Here is a 15,457-nt window from a genome sequence, read left to right as displayed (position 1 = left end):
GGAGCGCGCAATGCGGACGCTGCACTGCATCATTGGGCCGGCGGCGCGCCAGTGGCCAGCATGGCGTCGATACGTGCGATGCTGGCGTCCAGTTCCGCCTTGACCTGACTGCCCGCGGGCGCACTGTCCGCCAACGGCTTCCACAGGTCGCGGGCGGCCTGCAACTGTCCGTTACGGACCAGCGCCAGCCCATAGAAATAGCGCGGTGCCGGCCCTTCCGGGTCGAGCGCCAGCGCCCGGCGATAGGCGAAATCAGCGCCCGGCGACACCGCGCCATCGGCATGGGCGATCAGGGCATTACCCAGCCCCAGCCACAGATTGGCGTCGTCCGGCGCGGCGCGCAGGCCTGACAGCAGCACATTGGCCGCCTCCTTGGTCTTGCCCTGCCGCGCCAGCCCGTCGGATAGCATCATCCACTGCGCTGCCGGGCCGAATCGCTCGGCCAGACCCCGCCGACGCTCGGCCAGATTTTCGTCGAACTTCTCGCCTGCGGCGTCCTTGGCGAGACGCGGTGCTCCCGCCAGCCCCGGATTGCCCTGCCAGGCATAGCCGGCAAGACCCAGCAGCAGAGCGGCGGCGCTGATTTCCCGCGTGGATCGGGGAATACGCCCGATCAACAGCAACGCGAAAAAGGCGATCGCCGCCAGGCCGAAGGCAAGGAACCAGCCAGTCATGCCCGCTTCCTCCGCTTGATCCGCCCGCGCAGCAACAGCAGCCCCAGCCCCAGCAACAGGATCGGCGCGGCCCAGAGCGGCCAGAGGATCGGCGCAGCGGTCGGCTCGTAGCTGACCCAGTCGCCATAGCGGGCGATCAGCCAGCTACGAATCGCTTCGGGCCGCTCCCCGGCCATGATGCGCTCACGGATTTGAGATCGCATGTCGCCGGCCATGCTCGCACCTGAATCCGCGATCGACTGGCTCTGGCAGGTGAGGCAGCGGATCGTCTCCATCAGCGCCTTCGCCTTGCGTTCCTGCGCCGGGTCGGGGATCTGCCGGTCGGCCCACGGTGCAGGCGGCAGAGCGGTCTGCGCCATGGCCGGCACCGTCAGCAGTGCGCACAAAAAGGCAAGGATCAGCTTCATTGCGCGTCCTTCAGCCGGTTAAGGATCATCGGCACATCGTCGGCACGGATATCGCCGATATGCTGGTAGGCGATGCGCCCCTTGCCATCGATCACGAAGGTTTCCGGCACGCCGGATGACCCAAGCGCCATCTGCACCGCGCTGCGGGCGTCGAGGCCGATCCGGGCATAAGGATTGCCATAGCGCTGGAGGAAGCCGTCGACATCGGGCCGGGCATCGCGGATGGCGATCGCGTCGATCTCCACACCCGCTTGCTTGAGCGCCATCAACTGCGGCGCTTCTGCGGCGCAGGGGACGCACCAACTGGCAAAGATGTTCAGCAGGCGCGGCTTGCCGGTCGCCATTTGCCCGCTGGCCAGCGCTGGTCGATCGCTAGCCGCAGCCGGCAGGGTGAAGGACGGTAACGGATGCCCCACCAGCCGCGAATGGATGACCCGATCGTCGGGCTTGAACAGGCCGCTGGCGAACAGGCCGACAAAGCCCAGGAACAAGACAAGCGGCAGCCAGATCAGCAGCTTCCTCATGCCTCGGCTCCTTCCATCCTTGCGTTGCGGGCGCGCCACTTCATCAACCAGCCGCGCCGCTCCCGACCAACCAGCGCCAGCGCGCCGCCCAGCGCGATCATGATGCCGCCCAGCCAGATCAACGTCACGAACGGCTTCCACCAGATACGCAGTTGCCAGCGACCGCCTTCCACTTCCTCGCCCAGCACGACGTAAAGCTGTCCGTCCCAGCGGGTCAGCAGTGCTGCTTCGCTCGTCGTGGTCGGCGGGGAGGCAAAGAAGCGCGATTGCGGCCGGATAAGCACCGAAGAGCCGCCACGGCTGGCATCCATGTCCGCCTGCAACGCTGTCCAGTTGTCGCCGGCGATCGGCGTGATCTGGCGAAAACGGAGCGACCAGCCGGCGGTCTGGATGACATCGCCCGGCCGCGCCGCCACCAGCTTCTCCACCGTGAAAGCCGAGTCGCAGGCCATGCCGGCCAGGCTGACGGCACAGCCCAGATGGGCGACCACCATGCCATAGGTGAAGAGCGGGGTGCGCAGCAGCTTGCGCTTCCACAAAGGCGCCAGGCTGGCGACTCCGACAGCCAGTGCGACGACGAGGCCCAGGAAGGGCAGTATCCCGATGCGCCCCCATGCCATGGCTGCAATTATGGTGGCCGCAATTACCGCAACGCCGAGCGGCCAGATCAAGCGCTTTCCGACCGCTCTCCCCTGATCCCGGCGCCAGCGGGTGAGCGGCCCCGCCGCCATCGCCACCATCAGCGCCAACGCGATCGGCCCGGCAATTCGGTCGAAATAGGGGGCGCCCACCGATACCTTATGGCCGAAGGCTTCCGTCATCAGCGGGTAAAGCGTGCCGATCAGCACCAGCCCCAATATCACCGTCAGCAGCAGGTTGTTGACCACCAGCATAGTTTCGCGGCTGACCAGTTCAAACGGCGCGCCTTCGCGCACCGACCCGATCCGCCAGCCGAACAGCGCCAGCGCGCCACCGATATAGAGAGCCAGCAGCGCCAGAATGAAGCTGCCGCGCTCCGGGTCAACGGCAAAGGCATGAACGCTGGTCAGGATGCCGGACCGGACCAGGAAGGTGCCGACCATCGACATCGAGAAGGCGACCACCGCCAGCATGATCGTCCAGGCCCGCAGCGCGTCGCGGGTGGCCAGCACGGTGACGCTATGGAGCAACGCCGTCGCCGCTAGCCATGGCATGAGCGAGGCATTTTCGACCGGATCCCAAAACCACCAGCCGCCCCAGCCCAGTTCATAATAGGCCCAATAGCTGCCAGCAGTGATGCCCAGTGTTAGCAATACCCATGCCGCCAGTACCCATGGCCGCATCGCGCGGGCGAAGGCGGCATCCACCTGCCGTGTCAGCAGCGCACCAATGGCGAAGGAGAAGGCCACCGACAGGCCGACATAGCCCAGATAAAGCGTCGGTGGGTGGAAGGCCAGACCGGGATCTTGCAGCAGCGGGTTCAGCCCCTGCCCGTCCGCAGGCGGCTCCGCGATGCGCGCGAAAGGATTGGAGGAAAAGAGAAGGAAGGCATAGAATCCGAGCGAAATGGCGGCCTGCCCACCCAGCGTCGCCATATGGGCATCCCGCTTCAGGGCGCGCTCGAACAAAGCGACAGCAGCGCCAGCCACGCCCATGACCGTGACCCACAGCAACATGGAGCCTTCATGATTGCCCCATGTTCCGGCAAATTTGTAGAGCCAGGGCTTCATCGAATGGCTGTTGGTCGCGACCAACAGCACCGACATGTCCGACCGCATGAACAGGGTGATGAGCGCGGCGAAGGCGATCGCTGTCAGCACGCCCTGCGCCACCGCCGCCGGCCGCACCGCGCCCAGCAGTTCGGGTTTGCCGCCCTTGAGGCCGGCAAAGGCCAGCACCAGTTGCAACAGGGCAAGAGCAGCCGCGAGCCAGAGCGCGGCCAGACCGGCTTCTGCGATCATGCGCCCATCATCCCTGATACATATTCGTCATGCCAGCGTAGGCTGTCATCTCTCTTCTTCGAGAATGGAACAAGGACGTAAGGGGAATCCCAGCCTGCGCTGGGATGACGGTGCGGAGAAAAACCCATCGTCACTTCTCCGCCTTCATCTCATGCGTCGTCTCATTATAGTTCATGCCTTCCAGTTCGCGGGGCATGTAGCGCTCGTCATGCTTGGCCAGCAGGTTGGTGGCAATGAAAGTGCCTTTCTTGTCGAACGCCCCCTCGGCCACGACGCCGCTGCCTTCCTTGAACAGGTCCGGCGCGATGCCGCTGAAGGTGGCCGGCACGGTCGCCTTGCCATCGGTCACGTCGAAATGGATGGTGACGCCGTCGGCCGCGCGCTTCAGGCTGCCCTTGACCACCATGCCGCCCAGACGGATCGCCTTGTCCGGCTCCACGCCCTTGGTCTTCACATCATTGGGGGTATAGAAATAGGCCGCCTCGTCCTTCAATGCGGACGCGGCGAGCAAGCCGGCCCCGACCAGCGCCACCAGCGCCGCCAGAGCCAGAATGAGCCGTTGATGCTTGGCCTTCATGATCGCGCCTTCACCCGCGATCCGACAGTTGATCGGCCCGACGCTCCGCGCTGCGCATGCCACGCCAGCTTATCAGGCTGACGAGCGCGGTGCCGGCCAGCGTCACCGCATAAGCGGCAATCACGAAAGCCCATTGGTTCATTATCCTACCCTCTTGCCAGGCGCTGCATCCGCGCCTCGACCTTATTTTCTGCCAGTATCGCCCGCATACGCATCAGCACGATCGCGCCAAACAGCAGGCTGAAACCCAATAATGTCAAGCCCAGCGGCCAGAGCAGCGATCCATCGATGCTGGACCCGCGCAGCGTGATCGACGGTCCCTGGTGCAGGCTGTTCCACCACACGACCGATCGGTTGATGATCGGAATATTGACCGCACCGACCAGTCCAAAGATCGCCGTGACATTGCTGACCCCGCCCTGCTGCCCCTGCCGGGCACTGGCATTGGCGAGCGCGATATAGCCGAGGTAGAGAAAGAACAGGACCAGCATCGACGTCATGCGCCCGTCCCATTCCCACCATGTGCCCCATGTCGGACGGCCCCAGATGGAACCGGTCATCAGACAGATGGCGGTGAACAACGCGCCCGGCGCAGCGATCGCACGGCCAGCTATGGCAGCCAGCGGATGACGCCAAACGAGTTGCATCAAGGCGGCAATGGCTATGCCGCTCCATCCCCCCATGCCTAACCAGGCGGCAGGCACATGAATATAGAGTATCCGCACCGTCTGCCCCTGAAGATAGTCGGCAGGCGTGACGAACAGGCCGCAGGCGGCGCCGATCAGCAACAGAAACAGACCCAGCCAGAACAGCCATCCGGTCAGCGGACGTGCGATCTTCAGGAAGCGGGCGGGATTGGCGAAACGATGCATCAGGATTGCGTCTGTAGCCGGGCCGACGGGACAGCGCCAGTAGGGCATTTTGTCGATAGCCAGCCCCGCGAAACGCAGCGTTGCCACCACCCGCCAGCTTTTTTGTTACAGGAGGGCGACAAACCAACCTTAAGTGACTATATGCGCGCACAAGAGGCACCCCTGGGTCGCACCATGGGTTGTCAGGAACGGCTATGGAACCGCTCACACCCATGTTTACGACTAATCCCTTCGACGACGACAAGTTGCGCGAGGAATGTGGCATTTTCGGCGTCTCCGGTGCGGAGACGGCGTCTGCCATGGTTGCGCTAGGTCTTCACGCTCTGCAACATCGCGGGCAGGAAGCCGCGGGCATCACCAGCTGGGACGGGCATGATTTCCATACCCACCGGGCGATGGGTCATGTGGCCGGCAATTTCGACCGGGACGAAGTGATTCGTGGCCTGCCCGGCGATGCCGCCTGCGGCCATGTGCGCTATTCGACCACCGGTGAAACGTCGCTGCGCAACGTCCAGCCGCTTTATGCGGAGCTGAACTCGGGTGGTTTCGCCGTTGCCCATAATGGCAATATCTCCAATGCGATGAAGGTGCGCCGCGAGCTGATTCGCCGCGGCTCCATCTTCCAGTCGACCTCCGACACCGAAGTCATCATCCATCTGGTGGCGACTTCCAGCTATCGGACGCTGCTCGACAAGTTCATCGACGCCCTGAAGCAGATCGAAGGCGCCTATTCGCTGATCGTGATGACGCCCGAAGGCATGATCGCCTGCCGCGATCCGCTGGGTATCCGCCCGCTGGTAATGGGCAAGCTGGGCGATTCGACCATCTTCGCGTCGGAAACGGTGGCGCTGGACGTGGTCGGTGCCGACTATGTCCGCACCATTGATCCGGGCGAATTGGTGATCGTCACCAATGATGGCAATATCCGCTCGCACCGCCCGTTCGGTGAAACGCATGCCCGTCCCTGCATCTTCGAGCATGTCTATTTCAGCCGCCCCGATTCGATCATCGACAATTCCAGCGTCTATTCGGTCCGCAAGGCGATCGGCGCGCAACTGGCGATCGAAAATCCGGTCGAGGCCGACTATGTCATTCCGGTGCCCGACAGCGGCGTGCCGGCGGCGATCGGCTATGCCCAGCAATCGGGCATTCCCTTTGAGCTTGGCATCATCCGCTCACACTATATCGGCCGTACCTTCATCCAGCCGGGGGACAAGGTCCGCCATCTGGGCGTGAAGCTGAAGCACAACGCCAATCGCGCGCTGATTCAGGGCAAGAAGATCGTGCTGATCGACGATTCGATCGTGCGCGGTACAACCAGCCTCAAGATCGTGCAGATGATGCGGGAAGCAGGCGCGGCCGAAGTGCATATGCGCATCGCGTCGCCGCCGACCAAGCATAGCTGCTTCTACGGCGTCGACACGCCCGAACGCACCAAGCTGCTGGCACACAAGCTGGACGTGGGTGGCATGCAGGACTTCATCCACGCCGACAGCCTGTCCTTCATCTCGATCGACGGCCTGTACAAGGCGCTGGGCGAAGCCAAGCGTGCGGACATCCGGCCGCAATATTGCGATGCCTGCTTCACCGGCGACTATCCCACCAAGCTGACTGATCAGGATGATGCGGTGGTGACCAACCAGCTGGAATTGCTGGCAGAGCGCGTCGTCTGACAAGCATCAAGTCCCCGTTCGTCCTGAGTAGCCACTGAGCGAAGTCGAAGTGGCGTATCGAAGGATCCTTCGATACGGGTCTTCGCCAAGCTCAGACCCTACTCAGGACGAACGGATTTCTATGTCTACTTCCAACCTTCCGCTTTCCGGCAAACTGGCCCTCGTCACCGGCGCGAGCCGCGGCATCGGCGCCGCCACGGCAGAGACGCTGGCCGCTGCCGGCGCGCATGTCGTGCTGACCGCCCGGACCAGCGGCGGGCTGGAGGAAGTGGAGGATCGCATTCATCAGGCCGGCGGCAGCGCCACGATCGCCCCGCTCGACCTTGCCGATGGCGAAAGCATCGGCCGGCTGGCGCAGGCGATCGGCGGGCGCTGGCGCGCGCTCGACATATTGGTGCTGAATGCCGCCACCCTTGGCTCGCTCGCGGCGGTGCCGGCAATCGACGCCAAGGAATTTGCCCGCCTTCTCACCCTTAACATCGCCGCACCGCAGGCGCTGATCGCCGCGTTCGACCCCATGTTGCGCGCCAGTGGCGACGCGCGGGTGGTGGCGCTAACCTCCTCCGTGGCTGCACCGCGCGCCTATTGGGGCGCCTATGGTGCGTCGAAGGCTGCGCTGGAAACGCTGGTCGGCGCCTATGGCGAGGAGGTGAAGAATATCTCCGCGATCCGCACCCATGTCGTCGATCCCGGCGCGACCCGCACGGCGATGCGCGCCCGCGCCTTCCCCGGCGAAGATCCGGCAAGCCTGAAGGGGCCGGAAGTGGTCGGCAAGGCGATCCTCGATCTGGTCCTGTCCGACGCCTCCACCGGCCACCGGATGCGCGTCGAGGGCTGACGCCGTCAGATGGGCTTGACCAACGTCACCTGCGCCACGTCGATCCCGCCGCCGCGAAAGCCGCCCTCGCAATACATCAGATAATAGCGCCACAAGGCCACGAAATGCTGGTCGAAACTGGCGGGTAGCAGGCCCTCCTCGATCGCCTGATCGAATTGTACCCGCCAGCGGCGTAGCGTTTCGGCATAGTCGATGCCGAAACGATGAACGTCGCGCCACTCCAGCCCGCCTTGTTCCGCCAGTGTGCGAAAGCGACTTTCCGACATGAGCATGCCGCCGGGGAAGATATAGGTCTGGATGAAGTCGGCACCGCGTGCATAGGATTCGAAAATGGCGTCGTCGATCAATATATATTGGATCGCCGCCTTGCCGCCGGGCTTCAACAGGCGATGGATGGCGGCGACATAGTCGGGCCAGTAGCGCTGCCCCACCGCCTCCACCATCTCGACGCTGGCGATGGCATCATATTGCCCCTGCGCGTCACGATAGTCGGTCAGCAGGATTTGCGCACCTGATCCCAGCCGGTCGCGCACATAATCGGCCTGTTCGGTCGACAGGGTCAGCCCGCTATAACGGATGGCGGCGCGCTCCATCGCCTGTTCCGCCAGCCCGCCCCAGCCGCAGCCGATTTCCAGCAGCGATCCACCGTCGCGCAGGTCCAGCCGATCGAGGATCGCATCCACCTTGCGCCGCTGCGCCTGCTCGAAATTCTCCAATGGGTCATTAGAATTGATAAATAAAGCGCTGGAATAATGCATATTTCTGTCCAGCCACAGGCTGTAGAAATCATTCCCCAGATCATAATGATAAGCGATGTTGTAGCGCGATCCGGCGCGGCTGTTGCGGCGCGCCCAATGCGCGAGTCGGCCGATCCAGCGCCCCGGACCATGTGGCCGTGCAACCTGCCCCAGCGCCACGGCATTGCGTATGAACAGGGCAAAGAGCGGCACCGGATCGGGACTGCTCCATTCCCCCGCTGCCCAGGCGCGATACCAGCCGGCCGATCCGCCAACGGCCAGCCGCACCAGCGCCCGCCAGCTTTGCAGGTCGACCTCGCATTGCGGCCCCGTCGCCCGACCGCCCAGCAGGCGGCGCGTGCCATCGGGCAGGGCCGCCTCCAGCGCGCCCTGCTCCAGCCCCAGGTCGATTCGATCCAGCAACCGGTGGAAGAGCGGCGCCAGCAGCCGGGACAACCATCGCGGCGCGCCCGATCGCGGCGGTCGTCGCACGGATAGCGCGCGCCTGCCGCGCCGGGGGTCGGTTGCATTCATGACGTCAATCTGCCGCAAGCCGGGCGCCGCTGCAATCACCCCTTGCTGCGGCGATAGGCCTCCAGCGCACGCTCGCGCCCTTCGCGATGGCCGATGATCTTGGCGGGATAGCCTGCGGGCCGTGCATCATGGGCGTCGGGATCGTGAATAGCCTCATCCGACAGGTCCGCCAGTTCCGGCACCCATTCGCGAATATAGCCGGCCGCATCGAATTTTTCCGACTGGGTCAGCGGCGCCATGATCCGGGTGAACAGATTGGCGTCGACGCCGCTCCCCGCGACCCACTGCCAGTTGACGCTGTTATTGGCATAATCAGCATCGACTAGCGTATCCCAAAACCAGCGTGCACCATGGCGCCAGTCGATCAGCAGATGCTTGATGAGGAAGCTGGCAGCGATCATGCGCACGCGGTTATGCATCCAACCCGTCGCCCAAAGCTGCCGCATACCCGCGTCCACGATCGGATAGCCGGTACGCCCTGCCTTCCACGCGGTGAAGTCCGCACCCGCTTCCCGCAGGTCGCGCCAACTCAGCCGATCGAAATCCGACCGCGCATTGGCCGATCCATAGGTCGGCAACTCGCAAATCTGGACATGGGCATAATCCCGCCAGATCAATTCCTTGAGGAAGATCGTTGCATCATGGCCTGAACTTTCGACCCGATGCCAGACATAGGCGGGGGACACTTCCCCAAAATGCAGATGCGGCGACAGGCGCGACGTCCCCTCGATCGACGGAAGGTTTCGCGCAGTCGGATAGTCACCCGCCTCATCCAGAAAATTGGCGACATTGGCTCGCGCGCCTTTCTCGCCCGGCGTCCAGTCGGCGGCAAAACCCTCCGCCCAATTGGGCTTCTCCGGCAGCAATCCCCACTCCCCCAGCGAATCACTCTTCGGCCACTGCGCCGGCGCCGCGATATGCGCGGGCGCCGGATGCGGCGGCGGGGGTGGCATATGCTCCATCACCGCGCGGGCGAAGGGCGTGTATATCCGATACATGCCGCCCGCCCCGGTCCGCACTGCGCCGGGCGGCAGCAACAGGCCGCCATCATGCAGGCACAGGTCCAGTATCTTCGCGACGGCCTTTTCGGCATTGCGCCACCAGGGTTCGTAATGATGCAGCGCATGGACCCGCGACGCGCCCACTTCCTTTGCCAGTGCCGCCAGCACATCCACGCTCTTGCCGCGGCGCAGAATCAGGCGTGATCCCTTTTCCCGCAGGCTTTCGTCCAGCCGGGTCAGACTATGGTGCAACCACCAATGGGAAGCGCCACCCATAGCCCATGCGCGCGGACTGTCATCATCCAACACATAGATCGGAATGACCGGCCCCTCGCTGACGGCAGCGGCAAGGGCGGCCTGATCGGACAGGCGGAGATCCTGGCGGAGCCAGAGCAGGACAGGTTCGGACATGGAACAGGCAATGCGCCCCGCCGCGCACGGTTCCAAGCGGCCCTTGGGGCATATTGCCTTCGATTTGGCGGTAACGCTTGTTCGCAAATCGGCAGTTCGATGATTCGTCCGGTGGACGCGGAGGCTTGCCGCGCTTATTCTGGTCCTGACGCCGATATGCGGCGGGATGGCGGCCCTTCAGGGGACGGGACGCGCCGTGACCATATTTTTTGGGGAAATCATGGCTTCGATGCCGAACGAACAGGACATAGGATACCGGCCATGCGTCGGGATCATGCTCGTCAATATGGATGGCAAGGTTTTCGTCGGCCAGCGGCTCGATAATGTCGTCGAAGCCTGGCAGATGCCACAAGGTGGCATTGACGACGGCGAAGACCCGAAGGCCGCCGCGCTGCGCGAACTGGAAGAAGAAACCGGCATCCGCAGCGATCTGGTCGAGATCATCGCTACCGCGAAGGACGAGCATTTTTACGACCTGCCGCCCGAACTGGTAGGCAAGCTGTGGGGCGGCAAATATCGCGGCCAGCGCCAATATTGGTTCCTCGCCCGCTTCGTCGGCAAAGATAGCGACGTCAATATCCAGACCAAGCATCCCGAATTTCGGGAATGGCGCTGGACGGCTCCCGACACGCTGCCGGACCTGATCGTCCCCTTCAAGCGCAAGCTGTATCGCGACATATTGCAGGAGTTTCGCGCACTTATATGATGAATTTGCGCATTAAGGCTTAAAATTCGCGGTCGGATGGTTATGACGGGGGCATGCGTGCCTGCCTGATCCCCCTGTCGTTGCTGACCGTCGCCCTGCCTTCGTTCGCAAGTGCGGCCGAATCGCCGCTGCTGCCGCCCTCTGTCCGCGAGATGATGGAAGCGGCGATCGCCAACGGTAACGAGACAGATATCGCCACCGTTGCTAAGATCGCCAAGCAGACCAATCCTGCATCCGCCGACGAAATCCAGCGCATGGTCAATAGCTGGAAGGAGCGGACCAAAGCCACGCATGACACGGTGATTCGCGAGGCGCGTTTCAACGAATTGTGGACCGGTCGCGTTGAAGCCGGCGGCTTCCGTTCCACCGGTTCCACCAGCGAACTGGGCATCAGCGCATCGGCCACCGCGACCCGCGCCGGCCTGCAATGGTCGCACAAACTGACTGCCGCCGCCGATTATCGCCGCGCCAACGGTGTCACCTCCCGCGAACGCTATTTCGCCGGCTACGAGCCGCGCTACGAATTCGACCCGCGCGGTTTTGCCTATGGCCTTGCCCAGTTCGAACGCGACACCTCCATCGGCTATGACGAACGCTACACCGCCTCAGTCGGCGTCGGTTACAAACTGATCGTCAGCAAACCGGTCGACCTGTCCGCCGATATCGGTCCGTCAGTGCGTCATGCCAAATATCTGATCGGCGATCGGGAGACAAAACTCGGTGTCCGTGGGTCGATGGCGCTGGCGTGGCGGGCCACGCCGACGGTGACGTTCAAGCAGACCGCGTCCGGCTATGCCGAAAGCGACGTCTACACACTCAACGCCCTGTCCTCGGTCGAAACCAAGGTCAGCACGCGGCTGTCGGCGGCCTTCTCCTATAATATCCAGTATGAGTCGGAGACGTTGTTGACGACCCGCGATCTCGATACGCTGAGCCGCCTGACCCTAACCTATGATTTCTGAACCACGCAATTTTATTGCGGGGGTGGAGAGACGCCCGACGCTCTGATAGATCAGAGCGGATGACGGATTTTTCATCGCAGGAACGGCTATTGCTCGACCATGCCGCGGCCGCGCCCATGTTGGCGCAGACGCAGGCCTGGGCGGCGATCAATAGCGGCTCGCGCAATCTGGACGGCCTCGCCCGCATGGCGGAGGTGCTGGCCGGCACTTTCTCCATCCTGCCCGGTGACCTGCGCCTGATCGACCCTGCACCGGTCGAAAGCGTGACGCCCGATGGCCGCGTCCAGCCGATCGCCCATGGCCGGCATCTCCACCTGTCTGTCCGGCCTAGCGCGCCGATCCGGGTACTGCTGACCGGGCATATGGACACGGTCTTTCCTGTCGACCACCCTTTTCAGGACCAGCGCTGGCTGGAGCCGGGCATATTGAACGGCCCCGGCGTGGCTGACATGAAGGGCGGGATCGCCGTCATGCTGGCGGCACTGGCCGCGATCGAGCAGACGGACGCCATCGCGACGCTCGGCTATGACGTCATCATCAACAGCGACGAGGAAGTGGGCAGTGCTTCCTCCGCACCGCTGCTCAGGACGGCAGCGGCCGGCAAGCTCGCCGCCTTCACCTACGAACCTTCCGCTCTGCCGGATGGCACGCTGGCCGGCGCGCGGGCGGGGAGCGGCAATTTCTCGATCATCGTCACGGGCCTGAGCGCCCATGCCGGCCGCAATCCCGATGATGGACGCAACGCCTTACTCGCCGCCGCCGACCTGGCGTTGCGGCTGAAGGCTGGCAGCGGGACAGGTTTCTCCTGCAACCCGGCGAAGATCGACGGCGGTAGCCCGAATAATGTCGTTCCCGACCATGCGGTGCTTCGGGTCAATTTCCGGCCCCGGACGCCAGCGGACGAAATCGCCGCCCGCGCCCTGATCGACCGGGCCATGGCCGATGTCGCCCGCGACCATGACGTCAGCCTGCATCTGCATGGCAGCTTCGGCCGCCCGCCCAAGCCGATGGATGCGAAGGCGCAAGCGCTGTTTGGACTGGTTCGCCAATGCGGCGCGGACCTTGGCCTCAGCATCGGCTGGCGCGACACCGGCGGCGTGTGCGACGGCAACAACATTGCCGCTTGCGGCGTGCCGGTGGTCGACACCATGGGCGTGCGCGGCGGCAGCATCCATAGCGACGCCGAATTTCTGCTGACTGACAGCCTGCCCGAGCGGGCGCAGCTGTCGGCGCTGGCCCTTTGGCGCATCGCGCAGGGGCAATTCATACCACGACATAATCAGACAGAGGGGATGACCGCTTGAGCTTCATCATGCGCATCGCGCGCGCGGACGATCTGCAAACGCTCTATGAAATGGCCAAGCTGACCGGGGGCGGCTTCACCAACCTGCCGCCCGACCGCACGTCGCTGGCCGCCAAGCTGGAACGCACCGAAAAGGCATTGGCGCGCGAAGGCGACGGGATCGAGGACGAACTGATCGTCATGGTGCTGGAAAATGTCGAGACGGGGCAGGTGCGCGGCACCTGCCAGATTTTCTCGACCGTGGGGCAAAGCTGGCCCTTTTACAGCTACCGCCTGGGCGTGCTGACCCAGCATAGCCGGGAACTGGGTCGCACCTTCCGCGCGCAAATGCTGTCGCTCACCACTGATCTGGAAGGATCGGCGGAGGTCGGCGGCCTCTTCCTCCACCCACGAGAGCGGGCCGAGGGGCTGGGCCTGCTGCTGGCGCGCAGCCGCTATCTCTATATCCGCGCCCATCGCAGCCGCTTCGGCGACAAGGTGCTGGCCGAATTGCGTGGCGTCATCGACGAAGCGGGCGGATCGCCCTTCTGGGATGGCCTCGCCGGCCGCTTCTTCGGCATGAATTTTCAGGAAGCGGACGAATTCAATGCCGTGAACGGCAACCAGTTCATCGCCGACCTGATGCCCAAGACGCCCATCTATACCGCCATGCTGACCGACAGCGCCCGCGCCGTCATCGGCCTGCCCCATCCCAACGGCCGCGCGGCGATGCGCATGCTGGAGACGGAGGGGTTCGACAATGCCGGCTATGTCGATATTTTCGACGGCGGCCCGACCATGGTTGGGCAGATCGACCAGTTGCGGACCATCGCCGGCGCACGCGACGTCACCCTGTCCGCCACCCATGAAAAGGGCGGGGAGAAAATGCTGATCGCGACCGGTCGGCTCGCCGATTATCGCTGCACCTGGGGCTTCGTGCAGCAGGATGAAAAGGGCGACATATCGCTCGATGCGGCCAGCGCCGCACGGCTTGGCCTCGACATCGGCGGTTCCTTCACCATGGCGGGGCGGGCATGAGCGTCAGGGAAATCAATTTCGACGGGATCATCGGTCCCAGCCATAATTATGCGGGCCTGAGCCTTGGCAACCTCGCCTCCGCCCGCAATGCCGGTGCGGTGTCGCATCCCCGCGCAGCAGCGCTGCAAGGGCTGGAAAAGATGCGCGGCAATATCCGTCTTGGCCTGACGCAGGGTATCTTCCTGCCGCAATGGCGCCCCGATGTCGCCTGGCTGACAAAGCTGGGCACGGACGTCGGCAATGCGGAACCGCATATAAGGGCGGCGGCGATGTCGGCCTCCTCCATGTGGGCAGCCAACGCCGCGACCATCTCCCCGGCCAGCGACACGGCGGACGGACGCACCCACCTGACCGTCGCCAATCTCGTCACCATGCCGCATCGCAGCCATGAATGGCCGCAAACGCTGGCGCAGCTCCGCATCGCCTTTTCCGACAGCCGCGCCTTTGCCATACATGATCCGATCCCCGCCCCCTTCGGAGACGAGGGCGCCGCCAACCATATGCGGCTGGCGCGAAGCCATGGCGAGGCTGGCGTGGAAGTCTTCGTCTACGGCCGGTCAGGCGGTGCTTTCCCGGCGCGCCAGCATGTCGAGGCCAGCAAGGCGATCGCCCGCAACCATGGCCTCGATCCCGCCCGCACCCTGTTCGTGGAACAGTCCGAAGCAGCCATCGCCGCCGGTGCCTTCCATAATGACGTCGTCGCCGTGGCGAACGAACATGTGCTCTTCACCCATGAACAGGCCTTCGCCGACAAGGCGACCTTCTATGCCGACCTGCGCGCCGCGCTGCCCTGCGTCGAAATCGTCGAGGTGCCGGCCAGCGCCGTCAGCCTGACCGATGCGATCAAATCCTATCTGTTCAACGCGCAACTCGTCACCCTGCCCGATGGCGGCGGCATGGCGCTGATCCTGCCGACCGAGGCACAGGAGACGCCGGCCGTCTGGGCATGGCTGGAACAGATGATAGCCGGCAACGGCCCGATCCGCCGGCTGGTGCCGGTCGATGTGCGCCAATCCATGGCCAATGGCGGTGGCCCGGCCTGCCTGCGCCTGCGCGTCGTCGCCGATCCCGCCGACATCGATCCCCGCTTCCTGGTCGACGAAGCACGGCTGGACGATATTGCGCAGATCGTGTCCCAATATTGGCCAGAATCCATCGAACCGCAGGATTTGAGCGATACACGGCTGATTGCCCGCATCGAACAATCATGGTTAACTCTTGTTGACCATTTGCAGCTGTCGGGCGACTTGTCTCCCTGACGGCGGGCAAGCCGGATGGGAT

General features: G+C 64.0%; 16 protein-coding genes. 7 read left to right on the top strand and 9 right to left on the bottom strand.

Translation table 11 applies throughout. From position 1 onward, the window contains the following. Positions 1-29: 29 nt before the first annotated feature. The 7 genes from RQH62_RS15910 to ccmC all read right to left on the bottom strand — a co-directional run bounded on the left by RQH62_RS15910 (position 30) and on the right by ccmC (position 4,994). On the bottom strand, positions 30-674 hold the full coding sequence (locus RQH62_RS15910; RefSeq protein ID WP_311269708.1) for a tetratricopeptide repeat protein: 645 nt from the start codon (positions 672-674) through the stop codon (positions 30-32). Further along, entirely contained in the window at positions 671-1,081 is a 411-nt protein-coding gene (locus RQH62_RS15905; RefSeq protein WP_311269707.1) for a cytochrome c-type biogenesis protein, read from the bottom strand. Before RQH62_RS15905 ends, RQH62_RS15910 begins: the two co-directional genes overlap by 4 nt. Continuing rightward, positions 1,078-1,605, bottom strand: a complete 528-nt coding sequence (locus RQH62_RS15900) for a redoxin family protein (RefSeq protein ID WP_311269706.1) — start codon at positions 1,603-1,605, stop codon at positions 1,078-1,080. The genes RQH62_RS15905 and RQH62_RS15900 overlap by 4 nt, the downstream gene beginning before the upstream one ends. Then, a complete protein-coding gene (locus RQH62_RS15895) occupies positions 1,602-3,545 on the bottom strand; it encodes a heme lyase CcmF/NrfE family subunit (RefSeq protein WP_311269705.1) in 1,944 nt (647 codons plus the stop codon). Before RQH62_RS15895 ends, RQH62_RS15900 begins: the two co-directional genes overlap by 4 nt. Positions 3,546-3,675: 130 nt before the next feature. Continuing rightward, positions 3,676-4,122 (bottom strand): cytochrome c maturation protein CcmE, encoded by a 447-nt coding sequence (gene ccmE / locus RQH62_RS15890; RefSeq protein ID WP_311269704.1) that lies wholly within the window; start codon positions 4,120-4,122, stop codon positions 3,676-3,678. Positions 4,123-4,132: 10 nt separating this feature from the next. Beyond that, entirely contained in the window at positions 4,133-4,264 is a 132-nt protein-coding gene (locus tag RQH62_RS15885) for a hypothetical protein (RefSeq protein ID WP_311269703.1), read from the bottom strand. 4 nt (positions 4,265-4,268) lie between these two features. Beyond that, on the bottom strand, positions 4,269-4,994 hold the full coding sequence (ccmC, locus tag RQH62_RS15880) for a heme ABC transporter permease CcmC (protein ID WP_311269724.1): 726 nt from the start codon (positions 4,992-4,994) through the stop codon (positions 4,269-4,271). A gap of 212 nt (positions 4,995-5,206) precedes the next feature. On the opposite strand from ccmC, the gene purF reads away from it, so the two are divergent. After that, positions 5,207-6,667, top strand: a complete 1,461-nt coding sequence (gene purF, locus RQH62_RS15875; RefSeq protein WP_311269702.1) for an amidophosphoribosyltransferase — start codon at positions 5,207-5,209, stop codon at positions 6,665-6,667. A gap of 121 nt (positions 6,668-6,788) precedes the next feature. Next, positions 6,789-7,505 carry an SDR family NAD(P)-dependent oxidoreductase gene (locus tag RQH62_RS15870; protein ID WP_311269701.1) on the top strand — a complete coding sequence of 239 codons (717 nt, stop codon included), beginning with the start codon at positions 6,789-6,791 and terminating at the stop codon, positions 7,503-7,505. Between the two features lie 5 nt (positions 7,506-7,510). Here RQH62_RS15870 and RQH62_RS15865 read toward each other — a convergent pair whose 3' ends face one another. Together RQH62_RS15865 and RQH62_RS15860 are read right to left on the bottom strand one after the other, a co-directional pair. Beyond that, on the bottom strand, positions 7,511-8,776 hold the full coding sequence (locus RQH62_RS15865; RefSeq protein WP_311269700.1) for a cyclopropane-fatty-acyl-phospholipid synthase family protein: 1,266 nt from the start codon (positions 8,774-8,776) through the stop codon (positions 7,511-7,513). A gap of 35 nt (positions 8,777-8,811) precedes the next feature. Next, positions 8,812-10,188: a deoxyribodipyrimidine photo-lyase gene (locus RQH62_RS15860; RefSeq protein ID WP_311269699.1), complete on the bottom strand. Its 1,377-nt coding sequence runs from the start codon at positions 10,186-10,188 to the stop codon at positions 8,812-8,814. Between the two features lie 220 nt (positions 10,189-10,408). Here RQH62_RS15860 and RQH62_RS15855 point away from each other — a divergent pair, with 220 nt between their 5' ends. Genes RQH62_RS15855 through RQH62_RS15835 form a run of 5 tightly spaced genes read left to right on the top strand, consistent with a single transcriptional unit; the run spans position 10,409 to position 15,435 of the window. Next, complete coding sequence (locus tag RQH62_RS15855; RefSeq protein WP_311269698.1) at positions 10,409-10,894, top strand: RNA pyrophosphohydrolase; 486 nt, start codon at positions 10,409-10,411, stop codon at positions 10,892-10,894. A 53-nt stretch (positions 10,895-10,947) separates the two neighbouring features. Further along, on the top strand, positions 10,948-11,856 hold the full coding sequence (locus RQH62_RS15850; RefSeq protein WP_311269697.1) for a DUF481 domain-containing protein: 909 nt from the start codon (positions 10,948-10,950) through the stop codon (positions 11,854-11,856). A gap of 59 nt (positions 11,857-11,915) precedes the next feature. Further along, on the top strand, positions 11,916-13,160 hold the full coding sequence (locus tag RQH62_RS15845; RefSeq protein ID WP_311269696.1) for a hydrolase: 1,245 nt from the start codon (positions 11,916-11,918) through the stop codon (positions 13,158-13,160). After that, a complete protein-coding gene (locus tag RQH62_RS15840; RefSeq protein WP_311269695.1) occupies positions 13,157-14,176 on the top strand; it encodes an arginine N-succinyltransferase in 1,020 nt (339 codons plus the stop codon). Before RQH62_RS15845 ends, RQH62_RS15840 begins: the two co-directional genes overlap by 4 nt. After that, the gene (locus RQH62_RS15835) at positions 14,173-15,435 is read left to right on the top strand and encodes an N-succinylarginine dihydrolase (RefSeq protein ID WP_311269694.1); all 1,263 of its coding nucleotides are present in this window, start codon (positions 14,173-14,175) and stop codon (positions 15,433-15,435) included. Before RQH62_RS15840 ends, RQH62_RS15835 begins: the two co-directional genes overlap by 4 nt. Positions 15,436-15,457 lie beyond the last annotated feature (22 nt).

The sequence above is a fragment of the Sphingobium sp. WCS2017Hpa-17 genome (assembly GCF_031843765.1).
Classification (GTDB): Bacteria; Pseudomonadota; Alphaproteobacteria; order Sphingomonadales; family Sphingomonadaceae; genus Sphingobium.
Note: the sequence above shows the minus strand (reverse complement) of the source record. Positions and strands in the feature narration are given on the sequence as shown.